This window comes from Pseudomonas profundi (assembly GCF_008638305.1).
In the GTDB taxonomy this organism is placed as follows: Bacteria; Pseudomonadota; Gammaproteobacteria; order Pseudomonadales; family Pseudomonadaceae; genus Halopseudomonas; species Halopseudomonas profundi.
The window spans coordinates 116,041-139,704 of the sequence record NZ_VTPZ01000007.1; the positions used below are offsets into that span (position 1 = coordinate 116,041).

Annotated in this window: 29 protein-coding genes; 16 read left to right on the forward strand and 13 right to left on the reverse strand. The window is 57.4% G+C overall.

All coding sequences use genetic code 11. From position 1 onward, the window contains the following. The first annotated feature begins 76 nt into the window (after positions 1 to 76). On the forward strand, positions 77 to 1,153 hold the full coding sequence (locus tag FZE95_RS11220; RefSeq protein ID WP_150300943.1) for an ArsO family NAD(P)H-dependent flavin-containing monooxygenase: 1,077 nt from the start codon (positions 77 to 79) through the stop codon (positions 1,151 to 1,153). Positions 1,154 to 1,240: 87 nt separating this feature from the next. Here the strand turns inward: FZE95_RS11220 and ppnN are convergent, their stop codons facing one another. After that, on the reverse strand, positions 1,241 to 2,611 hold the full coding sequence (ppnN, locus tag FZE95_RS11225; protein ID WP_150300944.1) for a nucleotide 5'-monophosphate nucleosidase PpnN: 1,371 nt from the start codon (positions 2,609 to 2,611) through the stop codon (positions 1,241 to 1,243). Positions 2,612 to 2,829: 218 nt separating this feature from the next. Here ppnN and FZE95_RS11230 point away from each other — a divergent pair, with 218 nt between their 5' ends. The 4 genes from FZE95_RS11230 (at position 2,830) to FZE95_RS19615 (ending at position 5,082) form a co-directional block, all read left to right on the forward strand. Continuing rightward, complete coding sequence (locus FZE95_RS11230; protein WP_150300945.1) at positions 2,830 to 3,435, forward strand: cell wall hydrolase; 606 nt, start codon at positions 2,830 to 2,832, stop codon at positions 3,433 to 3,435. 265 nt (positions 3,436 to 3,700) lie between these two features. Then, positions 3,701 to 4,039: a DUF3135 domain-containing protein gene (locus FZE95_RS11235; protein ID WP_150300946.1), complete on the forward strand. Its 339-nt coding sequence runs from the start codon at positions 3,701 to 3,703 to the stop codon at positions 4,037 to 4,039. 157 nt (positions 4,040 to 4,196) lie between these two features. Then, the gene (locus FZE95_RS11240) at positions 4,197 to 4,826 is read left to right on the forward strand and encodes a class I SAM-dependent methyltransferase (RefSeq protein WP_150300947.1); all 630 of its coding nucleotides are present in this window, start codon (positions 4,197 to 4,199) and stop codon (positions 4,824 to 4,826) included. Positions 4,827 to 4,917: 91 nt separating this feature from the next. Next, a complete protein-coding gene (locus FZE95_RS19615; RefSeq protein ID WP_190324553.1) occupies positions 4,918 to 5,082 on the forward strand; it encodes a hypothetical protein in 165 nt (54 codons plus the stop codon). A gap of 42 nt (positions 5,083 to 5,124) precedes the next feature. On the opposite strand, the gene FZE95_RS11245 is transcribed toward FZE95_RS19615, so the two are convergent. The 3 genes from FZE95_RS11245 to FZE95_RS11255 form a co-directional block, all read right to left on the reverse strand. After that, entirely contained in the window at positions 5,125 to 5,598 is a 474-nt protein-coding gene (locus FZE95_RS11245; protein ID WP_150300948.1) for a DUF6644 family protein, read from the reverse strand. 5 nt (positions 5,599 to 5,603) lie between these two features. Further along, positions 5,604 to 5,981 carry a DUF6152 family protein gene (locus FZE95_RS11250; protein WP_150300949.1) on the reverse strand — a complete coding sequence of 126 codons (378 nt, stop codon included), beginning with the start codon at positions 5,979 to 5,981 and terminating at the stop codon, positions 5,604 to 5,606. An 87-nt stretch (positions 5,982 to 6,068) separates the two neighbouring features. Further along, on the reverse strand, positions 6,069 to 6,344 hold the full coding sequence (locus tag FZE95_RS11255) for an ORF6N domain-containing protein (protein ID WP_150300950.1): 276 nt from the start codon (positions 6,342 to 6,344) through the stop codon (positions 6,069 to 6,071). Between the two features lie 79 nt (positions 6,345 to 6,423). Between FZE95_RS11255 and FZE95_RS11260 the strand changes: the two genes are divergently transcribed. Both FZE95_RS11260 and FZE95_RS11265 read left to right on the forward strand, forming a co-directional pair. Next, entirely contained in the window at positions 6,424 to 7,044 is a 621-nt protein-coding gene (locus tag FZE95_RS11260; RefSeq protein ID WP_150300951.1) for a flavin reductase family protein, read from the forward strand. Positions 7,045 to 7,115: 71 nt separating this feature from the next. Then, complete coding sequence (locus FZE95_RS11265) at positions 7,116 to 7,397, forward strand: peptidylprolyl isomerase (protein ID WP_150300952.1); 282 nt, start codon at positions 7,116 to 7,118, stop codon at positions 7,395 to 7,397. A 90-nt stretch (positions 7,398 to 7,487) separates the two neighbouring features. Here the strand turns inward: FZE95_RS11265 and FZE95_RS11270 are convergent, their stop codons facing one another. From FZE95_RS11270 to dctP, 8 genes are all read right to left on the reverse strand, one after another. Next, positions 7,488 to 8,282 carry a CAP domain-containing protein gene (locus FZE95_RS11270; protein ID WP_223825041.1) on the reverse strand — a complete coding sequence of 265 codons (795 nt, stop codon included), beginning with the start codon at positions 8,280 to 8,282 and terminating at the stop codon, positions 7,488 to 7,490. Positions 8,283 to 8,514: 232 nt separating this feature from the next. Beyond that, positions 8,515 to 8,706, reverse strand: a complete 192-nt coding sequence (locus FZE95_RS11275) for a CsbD family protein (protein ID WP_150300954.1) — start codon at positions 8,704 to 8,706, stop codon at positions 8,515 to 8,517. Positions 8,707 to 8,796: 90 nt separating this feature from the next. Continuing rightward, entirely contained in the window at positions 8,797 to 9,045 is a 249-nt protein-coding gene (locus tag FZE95_RS11280; protein WP_150300955.1) for a DUF2789 domain-containing protein, read from the reverse strand. Positions 9,046 to 9,222: 177 nt separating this feature from the next. Beyond that, a complete protein-coding gene (locus FZE95_RS11285) occupies positions 9,223 to 9,651 on the reverse strand; it encodes a universal stress protein (protein ID WP_150300956.1) in 429 nt (142 codons plus the stop codon). 373 nt (positions 9,652 to 10,024) lie between these two features. Then, positions 10,025 to 10,240, reverse strand: a complete 216-nt coding sequence (locus FZE95_RS11290; protein ID WP_150300957.1) for a hypothetical protein — start codon at positions 10,238 to 10,240, stop codon at positions 10,025 to 10,027. 88 nt (positions 10,241 to 10,328) lie between these two features. Next, positions 10,329 to 10,895 carry a dCTP deaminase gene (dcd, locus tag FZE95_RS11295; RefSeq protein ID WP_150300958.1) on the reverse strand — a complete coding sequence of 189 codons (567 nt, stop codon included), beginning with the start codon at positions 10,893 to 10,895 and terminating at the stop codon, positions 10,329 to 10,331. An 83-nt stretch (positions 10,896 to 10,978) separates the two neighbouring features. Continuing rightward, positions 10,979 to 12,073 carry an iron-sulfur cluster carrier protein ApbC gene (apbC, locus tag FZE95_RS11300; protein ID WP_150300959.1) on the reverse strand — a complete coding sequence of 365 codons (1,095 nt, stop codon included), beginning with the start codon at positions 12,071 to 12,073 and terminating at the stop codon, positions 10,979 to 10,981. Between the two features lie 178 nt (positions 12,074 to 12,251). After that, complete coding sequence (dctP, locus tag FZE95_RS11305) at positions 12,252 to 13,403, reverse strand: TRAP transporter substrate-binding protein DctP (protein ID WP_150300960.1); 1,152 nt, start codon at positions 13,401 to 13,403, stop codon at positions 12,252 to 12,254. A 237-nt stretch (positions 13,404 to 13,640) separates the two neighbouring features. Here dctP and FZE95_RS11310 point away from each other — a divergent pair, with 237 nt between their 5' ends. From FZE95_RS11310 to FZE95_RS20080, 3 genes are all read left to right on the forward strand, one after another. Then, positions 13,641 to 14,231 carry a TRAP transporter small permease gene (locus tag FZE95_RS11310; RefSeq protein ID WP_150300961.1) on the forward strand — a complete coding sequence of 197 codons (591 nt, stop codon included), beginning with the start codon at positions 13,641 to 13,643 and terminating at the stop codon, positions 14,229 to 14,231. A gap of 15 nt (positions 14,232 to 14,246) precedes the next feature. Beyond that, positions 14,247 to 15,530 carry a TRAP transporter large permease gene (locus FZE95_RS11315; protein ID WP_150300962.1) on the forward strand — a complete coding sequence of 428 codons (1,284 nt, stop codon included), beginning with the start codon at positions 14,247 to 14,249 and terminating at the stop codon, positions 15,528 to 15,530. A 784-nt stretch (positions 15,531 to 16,314) separates the two neighbouring features. Next, positions 16,315 to 17,424, forward strand: coding sequence for a methyl-accepting chemotaxis protein (locus tag FZE95_RS20080; RefSeq protein ID WP_397387132.1), 1,110 nt, complete (start codon positions 16,315 to 16,317; stop codon positions 17,422 to 17,424). 3 nt (positions 17,425 to 17,427) lie between these two features. Here the strand turns inward: FZE95_RS20080 and FZE95_RS11325 are convergent, their stop codons facing one another. Then, positions 17,428 to 18,063 carry an alpha/beta family hydrolase gene (locus tag FZE95_RS11325; RefSeq protein WP_150300964.1) on the reverse strand — a complete coding sequence of 212 codons (636 nt, stop codon included), beginning with the start codon at positions 18,061 to 18,063 and terminating at the stop codon, positions 17,428 to 17,430. Positions 18,064 to 18,440: 377 nt separating this feature from the next. Between FZE95_RS11325 and ccoN the strand changes: the two genes are divergently transcribed. From ccoN to FZE95_RS11355, 6 genes are all read left to right on the forward strand, one after another. Next, positions 18,441 to 19,868, forward strand: a complete 1,428-nt coding sequence (gene ccoN, locus FZE95_RS11330) for a cytochrome-c oxidase, cbb3-type subunit I (RefSeq protein ID WP_150300965.1) — start codon at positions 18,441 to 18,443, stop codon at positions 19,866 to 19,868. Positions 19,869 to 19,879: 11 nt separating this feature from the next. Further along, positions 19,880 to 20,488, forward strand: coding sequence for a cytochrome-c oxidase, cbb3-type subunit II (ccoO, locus tag FZE95_RS11335; RefSeq protein ID WP_150300966.1), 609 nt, complete (start codon positions 19,880 to 19,882; stop codon positions 20,486 to 20,488). Positions 20,489 to 20,495: 7 nt separating this feature from the next. Beyond that, entirely contained in the window at positions 20,496 to 20,687 is a 192-nt protein-coding gene (locus FZE95_RS11340) for a cbb3-type cytochrome oxidase subunit 3 (protein ID WP_150300967.1), read from the forward strand. Further along, positions 20,684 to 21,604 (forward strand): cytochrome-c oxidase, cbb3-type subunit III, encoded by a 921-nt coding sequence (gene ccoP, locus FZE95_RS11345; protein WP_150300968.1) that lies wholly within the window; start codon positions 20,684 to 20,686, stop codon positions 21,602 to 21,604. Before FZE95_RS11340 ends, ccoP begins: the two co-directional genes overlap by 4 nt. Positions 21,605 to 21,730: 126 nt before the next feature. Next, the gene (ccoG, locus tag FZE95_RS11350) at positions 21,731 to 23,143 is read left to right on the forward strand and encodes a cytochrome c oxidase accessory protein CcoG (protein WP_150300969.1); all 1,413 of its coding nucleotides are present in this window, start codon (positions 21,731 to 21,733) and stop codon (positions 23,141 to 23,143) included. A 4-nt stretch (positions 23,144 to 23,147) separates the two neighbouring features. Beyond that, entirely contained in the window at positions 23,148 to 23,663 is a 516-nt protein-coding gene (locus tag FZE95_RS11355; protein WP_150300970.1) for a FixH family protein, read from the forward strand. Position 23,664 lies beyond the last annotated feature (1 nt).

Consider the following 23,664-nt stretch of genomic DNA (forward strand, 5'->3'; position numbering starts at 1 on the left):
CGCTGCATTACTGCTCGTTTATCGTTTGGGCACACTGTTCCAGGCCATCTAAGGTCTCACACCCGGGAATCATAAGGTGACACATAACAAGACGCTGGACGTTCTGGTTATTGGCGGAGGCCAATCGGCCCTGGCGACCGCCTATTTTCTTCGCAGGGCACGGCTCGATTATGTTCTGTTGGATGATCAGCCGCGGCCAGGTGGTGCCTGGCAACATGCCTGGGACTCCCTGCGATTATTTTCTCCGGCCACCTGGAGCTCCATTGCCGGCTGGCAAATGCCACAGACAGCCGATGACTACCCGCCTCGCGACGCCGTGATTGATTATTTGAGGCGCTATGAGCAGCGGTATCAGTTTCCGATACTAAGACCCGTTCATGTCGATTCGGTGACCAGAGAGGGAGACTGTCTGCGGGTCCAGGCCGGCGCTGACAGTTGGCTAACCCGAGCGGTTGTCAGTGCGACCGGTACCTGGTCCAAGCCTTTTATCCCGCAATACCCGGGCGCCGCAGATTTCGCCGGACAGCAGCTGCATTCATCCTGCTACCGCTCACCGAAGCCGTTTGCCGGCAAGAAGGTCATGATCGTGGGGGCCGGGAACTCCGCAGCGCAGATCCTGGCTGAAGTATCGCAATACAGTGACACGCTATGGATCGCCCTGGAGCCACCCTCGTTTCTGCCTGACCATTTCGACGGTCGCGTATTGTTCCATCGCGCCACTGCCGCATGGAAAGCACAACAGGCGGGACGGATCATAGAGGAGCCACCCGGCGGGTTAGGCGACATAGTGATGGTAGAACCAGTAATCGAAGCGCGTGAACGCGGCGTTCTGGCGTCGCAGCGGCCCTTTCAGCGGTTCACCCGCCACGGCATCGTCTGGGAAGATGGCAGGCGCGCGTCCGTCGAAGCAGTGATCTGGTGTACCGGCTTTCGCCCGGCGCTTGATCACCTCGCCAAGCTGGATATCGTCGAGGCTGATGGCAAGGTTCAGGTTGAGGGCAACCGTTCAGTCAAGCAGCCAAATCTCTGGCTGGTCGGATATGGCGACTGGACCGGCACTGCCTCCGCCACGCTGATCGGGGTGATACGTAGCGCCCGCTCCGCTGTGTCGGAGATCCAGGCGTTCATTTCGCAAACGACCGATTGCCCGTGACTCATGAGTTTACGAGTATGCGTAATCAGGCAGGCAGAAATCCCACTGTCTGCCTGATACTGGCAGCCCGGCGTTCGGCTGATGCGTTTAACTGACTACCCGATAACAGGGCTCGTAGGGCACCCCTCCGGGCAGCTTCATGCGGTGTTGTTCGACAAAGGACTCAAGAAGCTTGTCCAGCGGTTCCATGATGGCCGATTCACCGCGTATTTCGTATGGGCCATGCTCCTCGATACGCCGGATGCCGCGCGCCTTGACGTTGCCCGCTACGATCCCCGAGAAAGCCCGACGCAGGTTGGCTGCGAGTTCGTGTGCAGGGAGATCGCGGCTCAGCTGCAGGTTTGCCATGTTCTGATGTGTCGGATCAAAGGGCCGCTGAAAGCTCTCTTCGATCTTGAGTAACCAGTTGAAGTGAAAGGCATCGTTGCGTGCACGGCGGAATTCAGTGACAGCCTTCAACCCTTCGGTCATTTCCCGCGCTACCTGAGCCGGGTCATTGATGATCACCTGATAGCGACTTTGTGCAGCCTCGCCCAGCGTAGCGCCGATAAAGGCGTGAACCTGGCGGAGATAGGGCTCGGCACTGGCTGGCCCGGTAAGGATCACCGGGAAAGGAACATCGTCATTGTCCGGATGCAGCAAGATGCCCAGCAGATACAGAAACTCTTCTGCAGTGCCGACCCCGCCGGGGAAAATAATGATGCCGTGACCCACGCGGACAAAGGCCTCGAGGCGCTTTTCAATATCCGGAAGAATGACCAGCTCGTTGACGATCGGATTGGGGGCTTCGGCCGCAATAATCCCCGGCTCGGTCAGACCGAGATAACGGCCATGTCGAATCCGCTGTTTGGCGTGGGCGATGGTGGCGCCCTTCATTGGTCCCTTCATTACGCCTGGCCCACAGCCGGTGCAGATGTCGTGGTTGCGCAGTCCCAGCTCGTGGCCAACTCTCTTGGTATATTTGTATTCCTCGGTGCTGATCGAATGCCCGCCCCAGCACACCACCATGTTCGGCTCGACGCCGGCGCGCAAGGTACGGGCATTACGCAGCAGGTGGAAAACGTAATCAGTAATACCCTGGGAATTGGTCAGATCGATTCGCGGGCTGCCCAGTTCGCTCTCGGTGTATACGATGTCCCTCAACGCGCTGAACAGCATCTCCTTGGTGCTGGCGATCATTTCACCATCGACGAAGGCGTCAGCCGGCGCATTGATCAGATCAAGCCGCACGCCCCGGTCCTGCTGACGGATTCGCACTTCGAAGTCTTCATATGCTTCGAGAATGGTCTTGGCATTGTCGATCTGGGCACCGGTGTTGAGGATTGCCAGCGCACACTGGCGAAACAGTCGGTAGGTTTTCCCTGAGCCGACTTCGCTGAGCTGCTGAACTTCGAGCTGGGACAGCGTTTCCAGGCTGCCACGGGGATTTACTGAAACGTTGACTACTTGTCTTTGCATTCTGAATTCCGGCCAGATGAGGTAATGACCCAATCTTACTCCAGCCTCGCTGAGACGTCGCATAAGCGAAACATGAAAACCGCGATCTGATTTGCGAAACGTCGCAGAGCATTATGGGCTGATCTAGGACAGTAGACCGGTCGAATAGTTTGCGAGCATGGCATTCAGCGTAACGCGCAGCGAACTACACTGAAACTCTCTTCCTCGGGAGTACGATCATGCGGCTTATACGGATTGCGATATACCTGACGGCTTTGACGTGCATCAGCCAACCCCTGGCGGCTGAAAGAGCGGAGCGAGCCGAAGCGGCAATAAACAAGGCGGAGACGCTCGAGCAAATTACCGTTGATGAAGGCGACGTAAGCCGGGCCGCTTCTGCTGACGCCATCACCAAGGCCGAGGCCCGAGCTGTCGATCCAGCCGGTGAGGCGCCGCTGGATGACGCCATCACCTGCCTGGCGCGCTCAATCTATTGGGAAGCAAAAGGCGAAACGACAGCCAGTATGGAGGCGGTAGCCAGCGTGGTGATGAACCGGCTCGCCGATAGCAGCTTTCCAAAAACGGTGTGCGATGTGGTCAAACAAGGCTCCGAACAGGGTTCTTGCCAGTTCTCCTGGTGGTGTGACGGCCGCTCGGACACTGTGCAGGAGGAAGCGCCCTACCGGATCGCTACAGAGGTCGCACGCCAGGCACTAAACGGTCAGCTGAAGGACCGCACAAAAGGTGCTCTTTATTTCCATGACCGCCGCGTTGCGCCCGGCTGGGCGGATATCTTCACCAAGACCGCCGAAGCCGGTGACCTGCTCTTCTACCGGCCGGATTAGTCCCCCTCATTTACCAGAACGGAATTAACTGGCCACTATCGGGTCTGTGTAATCAGGAACACTCGATAAACGCCTCGCCATGCTTCACAAGAGGCCGGGTGATCTGCAGCCGGCCCGCTATCCCGGGTCGGGAGGTCTCACTCTGGTTCCTGGAACAGAGCTGTCCAGGTCACGCCTCAAGCTTTCTGGGCACAGGAATGCACGGTTGACCCGTGAGTAATCGCAACCGGGGTAAGCGCGTGGATCAGATTTCAGAGGTGCACTCATGACCAGACACGCCACCGAACTACCCAGTTTTGACGAACTTATGGAAATGGCGCAAAAGCGCCCTGATGAGCTGGAAAACCTCAGGCAGCGAATGACCGACGACATTCTGCGCGACGTGCCGGCGGAACGACGACGCCGCTTATTAGGCGTCGTGTTCCGTGTGGATGCCGAGCGGCGCAAGGCCAAGAACCCACTGCAGGCTTGCATCAAGATATCCCAGATGATGATGGATTCGGCCCTCGAATTGCGCGACGGCATACTCGGTCCACTGCCGGCCCGCAATGAATCCAGGCTGGCGCAGGTTGTCCCGCTACACAAGAACAAACCCGACCGCTGAGACTGCTCCAGCACCTGATGTCCGGCGACCGGGCCGGACATCAGGAAATCCCGCGCTGCAGACCGCACCCTCCTCCTCGGGTTTCGACCAAGCACAATCGACTCGGGCATCAGCTTGGGTAGACTTGATATACCCGACCGTCGATAGAGATTCCTGTATGACATCCAGCACCGAAGAGCTTTCCAGAATCAGTGCCGTGACCCTCGGCCATTACCAGCGTCAGGCTGAACAGTTCGAGGCAGGCACTCGTGATCATGATGTGCGCCAGAATATCGATGCGCTGCTGCGCCATATCAAAGCTGATGCCCCGCTGCAGATCCTCGACTTCGGATGTGGCCCGGGGCGAGACCTGCGCACCTTCGTCGAGATGGGTCACCAGGCGGTCGGGCTCGACGGCTGCCCTCGCTTCGTCGAGATGGCCCGGGCCAGCAGCGGCTGCGATGTCTGGCTTCAGGATTTCCTGGCGCTGGACTTACCTGCAGAACGATTCGACGGCATATTCGCCAATGCGGTGCTGTTTCATGTGCCAAGCGCGGCATTACCGAGTGTCCTGCGTCAGCTCAGAACCACCCTGAAGCCCGGAGGCGCGCTGTTCAGTTCCAATCCCCGCGGGCACAACGAAGAGGGCTGGAGTGGCGAGCGTTATGGCGCTTACTACGACCTTGAGACCTGGCGCAAACTGATGAATCAGGCTGACATGGCGGAACTGGAGCATTATTACCGACCCGCTGGCCTGCCCCGTGAACAGCAGCCCTGGCTGGCCAGCGTGTGGCGCAAGCCGTTCTGAATTTGTCTGGCGCCTGTACAGGCTCAGCTGAACTTCGCCGCGCTTCGTATTTCCAATCGGTACACCAGCTGAACCATTAGGAGAAACCACAATGATCGACAAAAAAACACCGGAGGACGAAAAGCCCTCAGCCCCGGAAACGTCGCAGGATGAGCCCGACATCACCATGAACGATGCAGGGGAAGGCGGCCCTGGCGAGGATCCGGACTACGACGAGGCCGGCGAAGGTGATGACGGTATTGACGACCGCCGCTGATCCGACACAACCTACGAAAAGATCAGGGTTCATCGGCACGGATCAGATGAACCCTATCCACCGGCCCGCAACGACCACCCCTAACCAGAGGCTGATGGAAGCCACTGCATGCAGACGCACGACTGGACCGGCTTCACCCACCGCCAAGGCCGCACGCCAACGATCACGCCTGTGCAGCCAGACCGCGTTAACCACGCCCAGCAATACCAGACATAGCTTGGTGAGAAACGCCGGATTGTCGAGATAGGCGAAGGGATCAACGCTGAACAACCACGCGCCGGTGAACATCGCCAGAAGCAGGCCGCATGCCGCACTGCGGGAAAGCATCGGCCCGATCGCACCCAGCGGAACGGCCCGAAAGATTCCGAGCAAACGAAGATCCAGCGTAAGAATGTTACCCACCAGATACGCCAGGGAAAGAATATGGGCGGCGTTGACCAGCAGATAGGCCGTTCCTGAATGACGTATCCAGGCTGCTGGTGGCAATTCGGATACTGCCGTCCAGAATTCCGGCATCGCCGCTACTGCTCAACACGCTCTGGATAGATATCGTAGGTTTTACCCTCGACGGTGACCTGGACAGCTTTCATCCGCAGCTCGGAACGGTCCTGACTGCGATTGCCCACGACGGTTATCTCGTCCCCGGCTTCAGCAGAGTCCTCATCAAAACCGGAACGCGCGGTTCCGGCTGGATTTCCGAGCTGGATATGCCAGCTTTCACCGTCCTGCGTTTCGATATCCAGCGAGGGGTGCGGCGGAGCAATGCTGACGCTTTTGACCGTTCCGGTAAGCTGCATCTGTTCGGGTTCGGCCCATGACCAGCCGTGGTGTGCCGCTACTCCTGACGCGAACAACATGCCTGCGGCAACCGTGGCGATGTATGGCAATCGATTGAACATTTCACTCCCTCCTCTTTTGTCCGGACCAGTCAATCTGATCACGGCATTGCTGCATTGAGTATAGGAGCTGAATGAGGACAGGTTCAGTCAGCCGAGACCGAGCAGACGCTGATATCCATCGCGGCTGAACAGCACCAGGTGATTGGTGCTGCGGTAGATCTGACCGGACGCCTTGAGCGACTCGATGAACCCGGCATGCTCGGCAGCATCCAGGTAGAAGAAATCGATCTGCTCGACCAGCTGCTCCCGCCGGCGCTTGAATACACGGAACGCAGTGCCCTTCTCAACGCCGTTAAGTTCGTCGAGCTGTTTGAAGCTCAAGGTCGCTTGCCCTGCATATTCGATCGGATTAATGCGTGCCATTTACTTCCCTCGACAGCCATGACCTGACGCTGATGCGCATGTGATAGGTTAAAGCAATTCAACCAGACCAAAGGGCAGCCTGATGGATGAGTTCCATTATTACGAGCCGGCGAAAGGCCACGGTTTACCGCACGACCCCTTCAACGCCATCGTCGGACCGCGCCCCATAGGCTGGATATCTTCCTGCGACGCTGCCGGCAATGTAAACCTGGCACCCTATAGTTTTTTCAATGCATTCAATTACGTACCGCCCATCGTTGGCTTCTCGAGTGTGGGCCGCAAGGATAGCCTGAACAATATCGAGCAGACTGGAGAGTTCGCCTGGAACCTGGTTACACAACCGCTCGCAGAAGCCATGAACCAGACCTGTGCCATGGTGCCCCCCGATGTCGATGAGTTCGACCTGGGCCAGTTAAGCAAAGCGCCATCGCGGTTGATCGCGCCGCCGCGGGTAGCGCAAAGCCCTGTGTCCTTTGAATGCAAGGTAACCCAGATCATCCAGTTACAGCGTGCCGATAAAAGTCTGGTTCCCAGCTGGCTGATTCTGGGCGAAGTCGTCGCGGTACACATAGCCAGCCGGATGCTCAGCGAAGGGGTTTACGATACCGCCGCTGCAGAACATGTATTGCGCGGGGGCGGACCGGCAGATTACTTCTCGATACATCCCGACTCGCTGTTTCGCATGACCAGGCCAACATAGCGCCTGTACCGGTTTCCGTGACACGGGCGGTTAGGGTACCCTGCTTCCTTCCATTAACAGGAGCACATTTCATGGCCCAAGCAACAGCCCGTCACATCCTGGTTCCGACCGAGGCGAAATGTATCGAATTGAAGAGCGCCATCGAAGGCGGCGCTGATTTCGCACAGGTTGCCCGCGAGAATTCCACCTGCCCGTCAAGCCGCCAGGGCGGCGACCTTGGGACTTTCGGTCCTGGTCAGATGGTCAAGGAATTCGACACGGTTGTATTCAGCGCGCCTGTGAACGAAGTTCAGGGACCGGTAAAAACGCAATTCGGATACCACCTACTGGAAGTCACCAGCCGCCAGGACTGATCAGCGCCGGCCTCTTTTTCCGGCGCGCCGGGTTCGACCGCACGACGGCGAGCCCGGACAGATCCGGGCAGCGGCATACTCCGCACGAGGCTACCTCAGCGGTGTGCCGAAAACCTGGGTCCAGACTATAGTGCCCTCTCCGTCGCCGCCCAAGGCATACGCCGCTCCCATTTCGGTATAGGACGATTCCATTATGTTGGAACAATGTCCCGGGCTGGCCAGCCATCCTTGTACAACCTGTTCGACTGCGCCCTGCCCCGCTGCGATGTTCTCGCCAATGCGGCTGTACTGGTAGCCGTGATCCCTGGCGCGCGAGTCAACCTGCCTGCCGTCTCTGCCGGTATGACTGAAATAGCCCTGCTCTGCCATATCTTCACTGTGCTCAAGGGCGGCGGCTGCCAGTTTGGCATCCCACTGCAACGCTGGCGCCGCCTGGTACTCGGTGTTTCCACAGGTCTGAGGCGAGCTGCGGGCCTCGTTCACACGGGCCAATACGGCCTTTCCGGCTTCCTGCCAGTCACCCAGGTCATCATCCAGCAACGGCTGCGCCAGGATGATTTGCCAGTTATTACCTTCCCGGCTAACGCCAATATCGGCCACGTCCGGATCAAGCAGCGCACTGCAATAGCGCTCATCTATCATGCGCATTGCCATCTCGGCGTCGGTGGGCCCTGAAAAGGCCAGTGCCTGAGCGCCAGCGGCCTGATAATCCGCCTGCTGCAGCATCGATTGCAACTGCTCGCCCTGACCCAGCCGAATCCCGGACAGCGTCTGGTCAGGCGTCAACGGGCCGACAGGACCAACCCGCTGCCCTTCACAGGTTTGTTGCGACTCACGGAACTGGTTAATCAAGCTGATCAGCTCGTCAGCTTCATCAGCAACCAAAACAGGGCTCAGCAGCGTCATAGGCAGCAAGCAAACCGAGGCTGCCTTGTGCAGAGCGCTGGACCTTCTATGTGCCGAAGCACCCGACTCTGAGAACATGAGTGTGTTCTTCCCTATCGCCCGTCTTGCGAGATTGGACAACGGGTCGTAGCCAAATACTCTCGCGCCAAAAAGCAAAAAGCCGGAAGCTTATGCTCCCGGCTTGCTCGCTTGCAGCTGACTGCAGCAGGCTTCAGGCCTTGTCGACACCTTTCTTGAGGTTGTCCTTGGCTTCACCTTTCACGCCCTGTGCTTCGCCTTTGGTTTCCTGGAGCTTGCCTTCGCCTTTGGTTTCCTGATCGTCGGTCGCTTCACCTACGCCCTGCTTGGCTTTGCCCATTGTTTCGTTAGCCTTGCCTTTGAGCTTGTCACTTGTGCTTCCCATAATCATGTCTCTCTTGTGCTGGAAATACGAGGTGTACATAGAGTCGATCCTGATAACCGACAACAGTTCACTCGCGGTGCATAAACAGTTTCAATGGTGGGGCTCATTCTCATGCAGCAAGACGTTGAGCTCATCGACCACAGGCTCCCAGTCTGCATCGTCCATGATGGATTCTTTCAGGAACGCTGCCTGGGATTCGTTCCAGAATGGCGCTTCGGAAACTTTCACGTCATCAGGTAGCGGATAGTGACTGGCAACGAATGCATCGATGCTGGCCTGGTCGGATGGCAGGCCCAGTTGTTCAAATAGCAGGCTCAGGTCTTTATTGAGCAGTTCCATGGTGACTCCTCTGTCAGGCGCCGGAACTAGCGGCTCCAGGTCGCGTGCTTGGTTAACCCAGGGCCTGCTGAGGTATTGTCGCTGCGAGCAACACATCAGCAGGCTCTAACCAGTAGAGAGTCATTCGGTGATATCGGTTCCCTTCGATCCGCCTCGCTGGAAGGAACCGAAGGCGATCTACTTGACCAGCAGGACCGGAACCGGGGAGTCGTGAACCACACGTGTGGCCACAGAGCCCATCACCAGGTTGCCCAAACTACCCATACCCCGCGTACCCATTACCACGGTGTCGCATCCGTGGCGAGCGACTGCCTCAACCAACTCGGAAGTAATCTCTCCGACGGCGGTATGTGTCACGCAGGCGATACCCGCAGCCTCCAGCTGGCTCGCCGCTTCGGCTACGATTTCCTTCGCATGATCCTCCGCTCCGGCATTCAATTGCTCGAGCATCGTGGCGGATACATAGTTGCCATAAAGCTTGGGACCAGGCTGCACGTTCAAGACATGCACTTTTATTTGCGGGTATTCCCTTGAAAAATCCACCAGATATTGAATGGCACGCTTGGCTGAAGGCGAACCGTCAAATGGCACCAGTACCGTCTGCATAACTTCTCCTCGTTCTTGTTGATCTTGGCCCTGTCACTATAGTCATTCTGGCACCGACATATCACGTTCGGGTTGACCTCAATCAATATGCCTGACGAGATTGATTGTGCGGACCAACAACACAGCAATGCAGCTTCCACAGGCTACCTCCGAAATCAGCTGTCGCGAGCCAAATATCTGAGTTGCCGGATGGCACACACCCCAATACAGGATAATGCGCCGCATCACTCCGATGGCTGATCAAGCCTGCCGGCTGGCAGGGTGGGGCAAGAATTGAAAACAGGGATGTTTTCATCAAGCCCCCAGGGAAGGGTTCACGCCGTCTTGCGGAGTCCCGGCAGGCGGTGGGCGGCCAGCAGCTGAGATACAGCCGCTACATCTCAGCGTGACGACGCCGGATGCCTATATCGACTCGCATACAGACTGCAGCGATAAACAGAAAGGCTATACCCAGCGCACCGCGGCTGACGGTAGTGCCGGCGATTGACGACACGGCGTTGGCCATCTCGTTGGGATACGCGGCCAGGAGCCCACCAAGCGGCACCATGATGAACAGGAAGCAGAAGCCCAGAGTACGGAAGATTTTCAAAGTTACCTCACACCATGCATTGTTGTTTCAACTCAGCATGGCGTGATTCGGCACGATAAACAAACTAGACGATGGTGGAAGGCCGTGCTCAGGCGCGCGGCAAAGTCACGCCGCGCTGGCCCTGATACTTTCCGCCCCGGTCCTTGTACGACACTTCGCATACTTCGTCGGACTCGAAGAACAGCATTTGCGCTACGCCTTCGTTAGCGTAGATCTTCGCCGGCAAGGTAGTAGTGTTGGAAAATTCGAGGGTGACGTGACCTTCCCATTCAGGCTCGAGCGGAGTGACGTTGACGATAATGCCGCAACGCGCATAGGTGCTCTTGCCCAGACAAATGGTCAGTACATTGCGAGGAATACGGAAGTATTCCACGGTACGCGCCAGTGCAAAGGAGTTCGGCGGAATGATGCAGACGTCGCTCTTGATATCGACGAAGCTGTCTTCATCAAAATGCTTGGGATCGACGGTAGCCGAGTGGATATTGGTGAAAACCTTGAATTCATCCGCGCAGCGCACATCGTAGCCGTAGCTGGATACACCATAGGAGATTACCCGGCTGCCTTCCTCGCCACGCACCTGGCGTTCCAGAAAGGGCTCAATCATGCCCTGCTCTTCGGACATGCGGCGAATCCAGCGGTCAGATTTAATGCTCATGGAGTGTCCTGCTTTAGACCAGAAAAGGTGCCGTATCTTAGCCGGTTATGCCTGTCGACAAAAGGTCAACAGGCAAGCCGCTATCAATCGTCGCTGACACTGATGGTCGGAGCAGCCTGAGCCTGTCCGGCGCGCTGGGCAATACGTGCCCCGACGTGCCGGGCAATGTCCTGGTAGAGCATGCTTATCTGACTGTCCGGCTCGGCAACGACGGTGGGCTTGCCGCCATCTGCCTGTTCGCGAATCATCATTGACAGGGGCATCGAGGCCAGCAGGTCGACATCGTATTCGTCCGCCAACCGCTCACCGCCACCTTCACCGAACAGATGCTCGGCATGGCCGCAATTGGAACAGACATGCACCGCCATGTTTTCCACCACGCCCAGCACCGGAATGTTCACCTTGCGGAACATCTCGACGCCCTTCTTGGCATCCAGCAAGGCCAGATCCTGTGGCGTGGTCACGATAACAGCCCCCGTGACCGGCACCTTCTGCGCCAGGGTCAGTTGAATATCCCCGGTACCCGGCGGCATATCCACGACCAAGTAATCCAGATCGTTCCAGGCAGTCTGCGTCAGTAACTGCATCAGCGCACCGGAGACCATCGGGCCACGCCATACCATGGGCGTCTTGGCATCGGCCAGAAAGGCCATGGACATCACCTGGATACCATGGGCAGTCGGCGCTATGAAAAACTTTTCTTCACGCACTTCAGGGCGGGTGCCCTCCGGCAGGCCGAGCATCAGACCCATGCTCGGGCCATAAATATCAGCATCGAGCACACCGACCCGGGCACCTTCCCTGGCCAGCGCCAGTGCCAGGTTGGCGGCAGTAGTGGACTTGCCCACACCGCCCTTGCCTGACGCAACGGCAATAATATTCTTCACGTTGTGCAGAGCTTCCACTGAACCCTGCGCAGGCGCGGCGGCGATATCGCAACGCACATTGATAGTGGCCGATTCGACGCCGTCCACGTTTTCAACGGCGACCCTGAGCATTTCGGCAATTCCGCTAATGATGCCGGCCGCCGCATAACCCAACACCACCTCCGCCGTGACCTTGCCACTTTCTATATCCAGCTGCTTGAGGCAACCCGAACTCACGAGATCCGTACGTGTATAGGGATCCTGATACTGAGCAAGGGCACGTTTGATGGCGGGACGATCTATAGCGGTCATGGGGTATCCAATGCTGTGACGTTTCAGATTTGTATGCTACTGACTGAACATTAGCCAGGGAAGCGCTGTGCCGAATATGACAGCGCACATCAATGCTTTACTCATGAAAAAGGCCGGAGCACGAGAAAGTGCGCCGGCCTTGATCGAACACCTGCGAAGCTACGCAGATCTAAACGCTTCAAGCCGCTTCAGGCTGCTCTTCTGTTGCCTCTTCAGGCTGATCGCCCGCTTCAGCTTCAGGTTCAGGTTCTTGAGCGGCCTCGGGCTGCTCGTCCTGTGGCTCTTCGCCGACTTGCTCGAGCAGTGCGTTAAGCAGTGTTTCACCACGCTCGCCGACCATCTCAACGAAGACATCGCGGACCGGCAAGCTACGCTCGCGGAATGCTGCTCGTTCTTCGGCGGTGAGGTAAATCAGCTCGATATCGCTGTTCTCGGTAATGATATCCAGGCGCTCGGTGTTCAGACGCGTCTGCACGTCATGAATATATGGCACCAGTTCAACCACTACTTCTTCGATAAGATCCTTGCGCTCATCAGACAGATTCTCGTACCACGACTGATTGGCCATGAAGGTGGCAATAAACTGCGCCTGGTTGGCGAAGATCATGTAATCCTGGACCTGATAGAAGTCCATTTCCTGGTGAGCGAATACCGGCTGAATATTGCCGTCAAGCTGGCCCAACTGCAGGCCGCTATATAGCTCGCCATATTCCATGGTGGTCGGGTCGGCCCCATAAGCGCTGTATGTTTCGTTCAGCAAACGGTTATCCATGGTGCGAATGGCCAGGCCCTGGAAATCTTCAGGCGTACGGATTGCCGTGTTCGCAGTCCAGACCTGCCAGCCTTCCGGCACGATTGCTAAAGGGTGCAGATCACGTTCATTGAACGCTTCGATAAGAGCGGGATGCTTGCGAAAATCGGGATGATTGAGCACTTCAGCATTTTTCTTTTCGTCATCGGTCAGCACGAAGTTCAGGCTGAACAACTGCGATTCAGGAACAGTACCACCGAGAAAGCCCGAGCCAAATGCCATTTCGATCGAGCCTGCCTGGACCTGATCATAAATATCAGTCAAACCGCCAAGCTGACCATAAGGAAACAGTTCCACCTCGACTTCGCCGTTTGTTTTCTCACTGATCAGTTCCGCGAACTGCGCGCCGTATTCGTATTGGACACTGCCTTCGATCTCTTCCAGACCAATTCGCCACACCTCGACCTGGCCGGGTTCCGGTTGTGCCTCAGGGCCCGTTTCGGCTGTTTCTTGCTCATCTGAGCCACACGCCGCCAATACCAGGGCTGCTGCCCCAACTACTCCATTACGCCAGTTCATGGAACGCTCCTTATCGATTGTTCTGCTTAACCATTTTTAACCTTATCACAAGGTCGTCATATGTCCACGTCGTGCAAAAACCCGAATCATGAGTTAAGGTCAAAAAAGGAAACTGGACGCGAAGTCGGTGCAACGTGGCCAGTTACCACTGCATTGACTACAGAATGAAAGTAAATATCCCGACGTTAATATTTACGCCCGGGTAGTGCCTGACCAGGCCATGGAGAGGATCAACAGATGCCCGAGCCTGCCGACAGGTCGGACAACCACTCGTTCAAGGCGTTGCTGAGCAAAGCTCTGCGCGCCCCGGATCGAATTGCAGAACACATCGAGAAAACCATACTGGGTTGCAGCGTGCTGTTTCTGGCGGGTCTGTTGATTGCTCATGTTCTCGGGCGCCAGCTGCTGGGAACCGGCGTAACCGGTCAGGTGGAACTGACGCAGATGAGTCTGATCATCATGACCTTCGCCGGATTGGGCTATGCCGTTCGACGCGCCCGGCATATCTCTATGTCAGCCTTCTACGACCAGCTCAAGGGCACGCCCCGCAAGATTCTGCTGGTCACCATTTCCTTGTCGACCGGCGCACTGATGTTCTTCTTCGCCTGGCACGCCTGGGACTATGTTATGGCCATTCACGGTCGCGGCCGCACCTCTTCCGCCTTACAAATCCCGTTGTGGATCCCCTACCTCATGGCGCCGGTGGGCTTTGCTCTGGCGGGCATTCAGTATTGGCTCACTGCGATACGCAACATGATCTCCAAGGGCATCTACCGGTCATTCAATGAGAAAGAAGCTTACGATGAAGTACCCGACTCAGCCCTCTAGACGGGTGATCAATCCATGCTGACCCTTACTGTCATCGTTATGGTGGTGTTGCTGCTGCTTGGCTTCCCCATGCTGGTTCCGCTGCTCGCAGCGAGTCTGATGCTGCTGTTCCTCGAGCTGGACATGAACAACGTAAGCCTGCTGATGGGCCAGATGATCAGTGGCGTTCAGTCCTGGGCACTGGCCGCCGTTCCGCTGTTCATCTTCGCTGCCGATGTAATGACCCGAGGCCACACTTCCCAGCGCCTGCTTGATCTGGTGCAAAGCTTCGTTGGCCATTTGCGTGGCGGCTTGCCCATTACCACTGCTGCCAGCTGTACATTGTTTGGAGCAGTCTCGGGTTCGACCCAGGCCACCGTCGTTGCAATGGGTGGACCGATGCGGCCAAAGTTGCTCGAAAAAGGCTATTCCGACAGTTTCTCCCTGGCTCTGATCATCAATGCCAGCGATATCGCCCTGCTGATTCCACCCAGTATCGGCATGATCATCTATGGCGTGGTGTCCGGCGCGTCGATCGGCAACCTGTTCATTGCCGGCATCCTGCCCGGCTTGCTGATTCTGCTGATGTTCTCTGTCTATTGCTGGGCAGCCTCTATACGCATGGGTATTGCGCCTGAGCCCCGTTCCGGCTGGGCGGTGCGCTGGGCAGCGATGAAAAAGGCCATACTGCCCCTGGGCTTTCCGCTGGTTGTGGTCGGCGGCATTTACGGAGGCATTTTCAGTCCCACTGAGGCGGCGGCTATTGCCGTGCTCTATGCGCTGGTGCTGGAGATCGTCATTCTGCGTGCGGTCAAGATCAGCGAGATCTGGGATGTAGCGCTTTCGACCGGTCTGATCACGGCCGTGGTCTTCATTCTGGTAGCAGCCGGGACGGCATTTACCTACACCATCTCCTTCGCTGGCATTCCCCAGGCGATACTCGGGCCGATAATCGAGGCGATCGGTGACAGTCAGCTGTTGGTGCTTGGCCTGATAGCTATCTCCTTCTTTATTGGCTGCATGTTTGTCGACCCCATCGTGGTCATCCTGATTCTCACCCCTCTGTTCAAGCCCGCTGTGGACGCAGCCGGACTCGACCCAGTGCATGTAGGTGTTATCGTGACCCTGCAGGCGGCGATCGGCTCTGCCACGCCCCCGTTCGGCTGCGATATCTTCACTGCAATGGCCATCTTCCGGCGCCCGTACTTCGATGTTATCAAGGGCACTCCACCCTTCATTTTCATCCTGCTGTTGGCAACCGCACTGTTGATATTCTTCCCTCAGATATCACTCTGGCTGCCCTCATTGTCTGATTCATGAGGGCGCGTTAACCAGAGCCCGGCATTGCCCTCAGGTCTCGTAGCGCATAACAAAAAAATCACGCTCTCTCCCCTTCGGTTATTTCCTGGCCTGCCGATATGTCTATATAGTGGCGAAACCCAATCAGCGGTATCGCTTGCTTGATAGGCAGAAAACGCAACCCATGATGCGTTATGAGGAAATTATGAACGCGACGGAAACCGCACCCAAGAACGGCCTTGCACCGAATCCTCCCCGTATGTCCCGAGCGGGCATTTGTCTGGCGTTGTGTCTCTGCCAACTCTTCTTCACCGGCACACTGATATGGCTAGCCGATGGTGTGCTATTGGTGATGGCCGTTCTTCTTACCCCGGTAGCTCTCTATCTGATTCTGCAGTCGCGCTCAAACCAGGACGATGCAGGTAATATGGTGGGCCGTCTGGCCGTAACCAACAGCAAGCAGATCGACCTGCGCCAGCTCGAGTCGAGCGGTTCGCAGGAGCACGAAGCTACCCGCATGTTCAATGCTCTGAACGAGCGGTTACGCACGGTTATGCTCGACCTGCAAACCAGCAGCTTGCGAACCGCTCTGGCATCGGCGAACAGTCGCCTGCTGGCAGAAAAAGCTGCGAAGGATGCGGGTCTCCAGCAGCAGCTATCCGAACTGATATTCCACGCCAGCGAGCAGACGACCGTCGCGCTGCAGGATATTTCCTCTCGCGCGTCCGACATTACCGCAGCCAACAGGCGCAACCTTGAGCTGGCCCGCGAATCGAAACAGCAGATGGGCGATGCGCGGCAGAACATGCAGCTGGTCAGCGAGTCGATGAATGGCTTTAAAGGCAACATCAACGCGTTGACTGCCACCTCGACCAAAATTCGGGAAATCCTGAATACGGTTCAGGACTTCTCCGCACAAACCAATATGCTGGCGCTGAACGCGGCCATCGAAGCGGCGCGCGCCGGCGAACAGGGCCGCGGCTTCGCCGTGGTTGCGGACGAGGTGCGCAGTCTCTCGTTCAAGGTGGGCAGTGCCGCCGAGCAGATCACGCAGCTCATGGAGCAGATGACCAAAGCCATGTCAGGAGCGGAGCAGCAGACCCTCGGCATGCTCGAACAGACCGAAACCACCGGACTGGCCGTCAGCACCGCAGCCGACCAGTTCAATGCCATGGTGGAAGATTTCCAGCAAGCCAATGATGACCTGCTGATGGTCAGCAGCGCCCTCGAAGAACTTACCGCGACAAATGCCGAGACACTGAAGCACGGCGGCGAAATTCGCGAGCTTAGCGTCACCATCAGCAAATGCATGGAAGACACCTTCAGCCAGGCCGACGCTCTGCGCGACAACACTCACTTCACCCTGCGATCGCTGGCGGGCTTCCGTCTCGGTGAAGGTAATATGGAGGGAGTTACCCAGCGGCTTATGCAGCGCAGGGACGAACTGCAGGGCCGGCTGAATGATCTGGCTCGTGCAGGCGTCGACCTGTTCGATCAGCGTTACACACCAATTGCCGGCACCAACCCGCCCAAGCATGACGTGAGCTGGGCAGACGCCTTCATCAAACAGGTCCGTCCGCTGCTGGACGAATGGGACCAGGGCGGCAAGGACGGCATCGTGTATATGGCGGCGGTCAATGACAAGGGTTATCTGGCGACCAGCCGCAGCGCGTCGTCACAGCCCGCTACCGGAGACCCGAAGGTTGATGCTGCGCGCAGCAACTTCAAACGCTTCGCTGTCACCAACGCTGCCGATCTGCACTTCCTGACGTCGTGCACCTATATGAATATGGGCACCTTCGTACTGCCCGGCACTTCCACCATTGTGTTTGTGCTGTATGTACCGATCGAGGTGAACGGGCGGCGTTGGGGAACCATGTCGGCGGCCGTTCTGCCCACGGCGCTGGGGATCTAGCCGCTACCCGCGTCCTTCAACAAACTGCAAGCAGGCCGTCGCGGCCTGGCCGATCATCGCCTGCTGCGTCTGGCCGCTGGCTTTCAGAGGCTTGAAGTCATGGTCGCCAGTGTCCAGCCAGTGGATCGCGACCTGGTTGCCCAGCGCATATCGGCTGACTTCGTCAGGCTTGCCAAAGGGGTCGCGGGCACCCTGAATTATAAGGGTAGGTGTCGCGATCGTGCGCAAATGGTCGACGCGGGTCTTTTCCGGCTTACCCGGCGGGTGAAAGGGATAGCCGAAGCACAACAGCCCATCGGCACCCAGTTCATCGGCCAGCATGCTGGCCACACGTCCGCCCATCGACTTGCCAGCGACATATACCGGTCCGTCAGTATCGGCTCGGCACTCCCTGTAAGCCCCCCGAAACGCATCAAGCAGGACCGGCATAGGATTCGGCGGTCGCTTGCGGCCGTCTTCTCGACGAACCGCCATGTAGGGAAACTCGAAACGCGCTACCTTTAGTCCAACGCCTGCTATGCCCTGCGCCAACAGCTCCATGAACAGGCTGTCCATCGGCGCTCCGGCACCATGGGCCAGTAACAGGGTTCCAGAAAGCTGTGGCACTTCAGGCTGATTGAATATGAAGGAGGCGGACATAAGGATTCCGGATTGTCAGTAATGCGACAAGATGTCACAGCTGCATAACCATCGAAGGGTTCACATGCGGATCGTGCGGGATTACCCTTTAGTCCGTCCAGAGCATCTAGAAAAACTAATACGGGCGAGGTACCAACGAGCCCCGAAACCATACGGGCCGGCCTGCTGGCTCCATTCTGTACGATCTCGTTTGATCCAGGCAAGGCCGCTTTCGAGGACGCAGTAAAACCCCGGTTTTATGCGCTTCCGGCACCGCGCCAGAGAGGTCGCGGACAACCGCCAACGTTGACCTGCGTCATTGCAAAGAGTTCAGCGTTTCCTCATACTTGCGGCCGCTTCGCCCCCCCCTTAACCCATTGCTATCCGTGGAATCTCGCATGAGCACAGCTACCACTCCGACAGCTTATAACTACAAGGTAGTACGCCAGTTCGCCATCATGACGGTGGTCTGGGGTATTGTAGGTATGGCATTAGGCGTTTTTATCGCCGCACAACTGGTCTGGCCTCAACTCAGCTTTGACCTGCCCTGGTTGAGTTTCGGACGCTTGCGTCCATTGCACACTAACGCGGTCATTTTCGCGTTTGGTGGCTGCGCCCTCATGGCCACCTCCTATTATGTGGTTCAGCGCACCTCCCAGGCACGGATATTCTCCGACGGCCTGGCTGCGTTCACATTCTGGGGCTGGCAGGCAGTGATCGTGCTTGCGGTCATTACCCTCCCTATGGGCATGACGTCCACCAAGGAGTACGCTGAACTTGAGTGGCCGATCGACATCCTGATTGCGCTGGTCTGGGTCTCGTACGGAGTGGTGTTCTTCGGCACCATCATGAAGCGCAAGATGAAGCACATCTACGTAGGCAACTGGTTCTACGGCGCTTTCATCATCACTGTTGCGATACTGCACATCGTTAACAGCGCAGCCATGCCTGTCAGCCTGTTCAAATCCTACTCTGCCTACGCCGGCGCGACCGATGCGATGGTGCAGTGGTGGTACGGACACAACGCGGTTGGTTTCTTCCTGACTGCAGGCTTCCTGGGCATGATGTACTACTTCGTACCCAAGCAGGCCAATCGTCCGATCTACTCCTATCGTCTGTCGATCGTGCACTTCTGGGCACTGATCGCACTGTACATCTGGGCCGGCCCGCACCACCTGCACTACACCGCTCTGCCTGACTGGGCACAGTCGCTGGGCATGGTGATGTCGCTTATTCTGCTGGCTCCAAGCTGGGGCGGCATGATCAACGGCATGATGACCCTGTCAGGTGCCTGGCACAAACTGCGTACCGATCCGATTCTTCGTTTCCTGGTAGTAGCGCTGGCGTTCTACGGCATGTCCACCTTTGAAGGCCCGATGATGGCTATCAAAACGGTCAACGCCCTGTCTCACTACACCGACTGGACCATCGGCCACGTACACGCCGGCGCTTTGGGCTGGGTAGCCATGATCTCTATCGGCGCGCTGTACCACATGATTCCGAAGCTGTTTGGCCGTGAACAGATGTATAGCGTGGGCCTGATCAACGCGCATTTCTGGCTGGCAACCATCGGTACCGTTCTGTACATCGTATCGATGTGGGTAAACGGTATTACCCAGGGCTTGATGTGGCGCGCTGTCAACGTTGACGGCACGCTGACCTACTCCTTTGTAGAAGCACTGGAAGCCAGTCACCCCGGCTTCGTGGTTCGCATGATTGGTGGCGCGTTCTTCCTGATCGGCATGCTGGCAATGGCTTACAACGTCTGGCGCACTGTTCGCCAGTCCGAGTCGGCCGAAGCTGAAGCCGCAGCGCAGATGGTCTGAGGATTAAATAGATGAAACACGACATTATCGAAAAGAATGTTGGGCTGCTGGTAGTGCTGATCGTTTTCGCGATCAGCTTCGGCGGCCTGACTCAGATCGTACCCCTGTTCTTCCAGAAAGAGACCACCGAGCCGGTTGAAGGACTCCGTCCTTACACCGCGGTAGAACTTGAAGGCCGGGACGTATATATCCGCGAAGGCTGTGTGGGTTGTCACTCGCAGATGGTTCGCCCGTTCCGCTCAGAAACCGAGCGCTACGGTCACTACTCGGTAGCCGGCGAGAGCGTCTGGGAGCACCCCTTCCTGTGGGGCTCCAAGCGTACCGGTCCTGACCTGGCCCGCGTAGGCGGTCGTTACTCCGATGACTGGCACCGTGCTCACCTGATCAACCCGCGTGATGTTGTTCCCGAGTCCAAGATGCCGTCCTATCCATGGCTTCAGGATAACGTTCTGGACGGCGAGCACACCGCCCGCAAGATGGAAGTTCTGCGTACCCTGGGCGTGCCATACACCGATGAAGACATTGCCGGTGCAGAGGAAGCGGTTCAGGGCGTCGCCGAAATTGACGCTGTGATCGCCTATCTGCAGCATCTCGGCACTGTTCTGTCCGACCGCAGGTAATCAACCAATGGATATCAACACTCTCCGCGGCATAGCCACCATCTTCGCAATGGTGGCCTTCATCGGCATCGTGATATGGGCCTACAGCTCATACAAGAAAAAGGATTTCGACGAAGCGGCCAACCTGCCCTTCGCCGATGAAGAAAACGATGAGAAAACGGCCCGTGAGCAGCATGACACCAGGAGCAATGACAAATGAGTAATTTCTGGAGTGGGTATATCATCGCCCTCACCACGGTCTTTCTTATCCTTATCACCTGGCTGCTGTTCGCCACGCGCAAGGGTCAGAAGGCAGACCAGACTGATCAGACCACAGGCCACTCGTTTGACGGTATCGAAGAGTACGACAACCCCCTGCCCCGCTGGTGGTTCATGCTGTTCATTGCCACTATCGTGTTCAGCGTCGTGTATCTGGTGCTGTATCCCGGTATGGGCAAATGGAAAGGCCTCCTCGGCTGGACCCAGATTGAGCAGTACCAGGACGAAGTAGTACGCGCAGAGGAACAGTTCGCGCCAATCTTCGCCCGCTATGTCGATATGCCGGTCGAGGACGTTGCCCGCGACGAAGATGCGGTACGCATCGGTCAGCGTCTGTTCGCTACCAACTGCTCCGTCTGCCATGGCTCTGATGCGCGCGGTGCCTTTGGTTTCCCGAACCTGGCTGATAATGACTGGATCTGGGGCGGCAGCGTCGATCAGATCAAAACTACTCTGCGTGAGGGCCGCCAGGCGGCGATGCCGGCATGGTTGGCAGTAATTGGCGAAGCCGGCGTACGCAATACTGCAGGTTATGTGCGCAGCCTGGCCGGCCTGGAAACCGAAAACGTCGACCTCGAAGCAGGCCAGAAAGTGTTCCAGACCAATTGCGTCGCTTGTCACGGTCCGGAAGGTAAGGGTAACCCGATGCTTGGCGCGCCCAACCTGACTGACGATATCTGGCTGTACGGCTCGAGCATGCTCCAGGTTCAACACACGCTACGCTACGGCCGCAACGGCAACATGCCTGCTCAAGCGCATCTGGGTGAAGACAAGATCCACATGCTTGCCTCTTACGTCTATAGCCTGTCCCAGGAAGACGGTGAAGTAACTGACACTGGCCGCCCCAAAGGCCGGTAAGCGGTTGCGACTTCTGGTCGCATAGTACGTCGCGCCTCCCCGCATTACCCTATGCGTGCGGAAAGCCATCCCGGCCGGATCCTCTTCCGGCCGGGTTTCCCCCCCTCCCATACGACCAAGGCTCAGATGACTCAAAAGATCCCAGTCAAAGATGTAACCTCGGGCAAGGTGGAAACGTACGACTTGTATGCCAAGCGCCCGAAAATCCATGCTCGCTCCTATACTGGCCTGTTCAAAAAGGTACGTCAGGCGGGTATCGCAGCGCTGTTCATGCTGTATTTCGGTACGGCCTGGCTTGAATGGAACGGGCGTCAGGCCGTGCTGTTCGATCTGCCGGCCCGACAGTTCCACATCTTTGGCGCGACCTTCCAGCCAGAGGATTTCTTTCTGCTGTCGTTTCTGCTGATCATCTGCGCCTTCGGCTTGTTTTTCATTACCGTATTTGCTGGACGGGTCTGGTGTGGCTATACCTGCCCGCAGACCGTCTGGACCTGGATTTTCATGTGGGCCGAGCGGGTCACCGAAGGTGAACGCAACGCGCGCATCAAGCTCGACAAGGCGCCGATGAGTGCCGACAAATTTGCACGACGAACAGCCAAACACAGCATATGGCTGGCCGTCTCCATCGCCACCGCCATTACCTTCGTCGGCTATTTCACCCCGATCCGTGAATTGGTGATCGATACCTTCACGCTGGAGATCGGCGGCTGGGCGGCTTTCTGGGTGTTCTTTTTCACCGCCGCCACCTATATCAACGCCGGCTGGCTGCGTGAGCAGGTGTGTTTTCACATGTGCCCCTACGCCCGCTTTCAGAGCGTGATGTTCGACAAGGACACGCTGATCGTCTCCTACGACCCCAATCGTGGCGAGCAACGTGGTCCACGCAAGAAAGGGGTGGACCCGGCCTCCGTGGGCCTCGGCGACTGTATCGACTGCAGCATGTGCGTGCAGGTGTGCCCGACCGGCATCGATATCCGCGACGGCCTGCAATTCGAGTGCATCAGCTGCGCCGCTTGTGTGGACGCCTGTGATGAAGTCATGGACAAGATGGAGTATCCGCGCGGCCTGATCCGCTATACGACCGAGCACAACCTTGCCGGCGAAAAGACCAAGATATTGCGTCCGCGGTTGTTCGGCTACGGTGCCGCTCTGCTGATCATGATCGGCCTGTTTATTGCCACCGTGGCCAGCATGGCTGAGGTATCGCTGGACGTTGAACGCGACCGTAACGTTCTGTTTCGAGAGGCACGAGGCGGAAACATCGAGAACGTGTATATCATCAAGCTGTTCAACAAGAGCCAGGAAGAGCAGACCTATACGCTGGCAGTTGAAGGGCAACCTGGGCTGACGCTCGAGCTGGCAGAGAACCGCCTGACTGTTCAGCCAAGTTCGATGCTCCAGCTTCCAGTCAGTGTGCAGCTGGATCCCGCCTCCATGGAAGGCACCAATATGCCGGTGACTTTTCAGGTAACCGCATTGAACGATCCGGACATCAGCGCTGAAGCAGAAAGCCGCTTCATGGGCCCCACTTTAAGGTAAACCGATGCACGAAGACGACGATATTCAACCCTGGTACAAGCAGTTCTGGCCCTGGTTCATCATTAGCATTCTCGGCCTCTCGGTCGTGCTCGGGCTCGGCCTGCTGTACGTGTCGATCATCAACCAGGACAGCATGGTTCGAGACAACTATTACAAGGAAGGTCGCGCAATCAACATGCATCTGGGGCGCGACCATATGGCCGAAGAACTGAACCTGTCAGCAGAGTTCAGCATTGACGAGCTTACCCGCGAGATCAGCCTGGAGCTGGACGGCGACCTCGATGTGGCGCCCTCCGAGCTGAAGTTCGACATCATGTCGCCCACCCATGCAGAGCGCGACCGCACCGTCACGCTTAGACGCGTCGGCGCACGCCAGTACGCCGGTCAGCTCGAGAGCCCGCTTGAAGGGCGACACTACGTCGATCTGAGTGATCCGCTTCTGGCCGGGGACGATGGTTGGCGCCTCACAGATGAACTTACCCTCGCGGCCGGCCAGTCCTACACATTGTCCCCCCGATAGT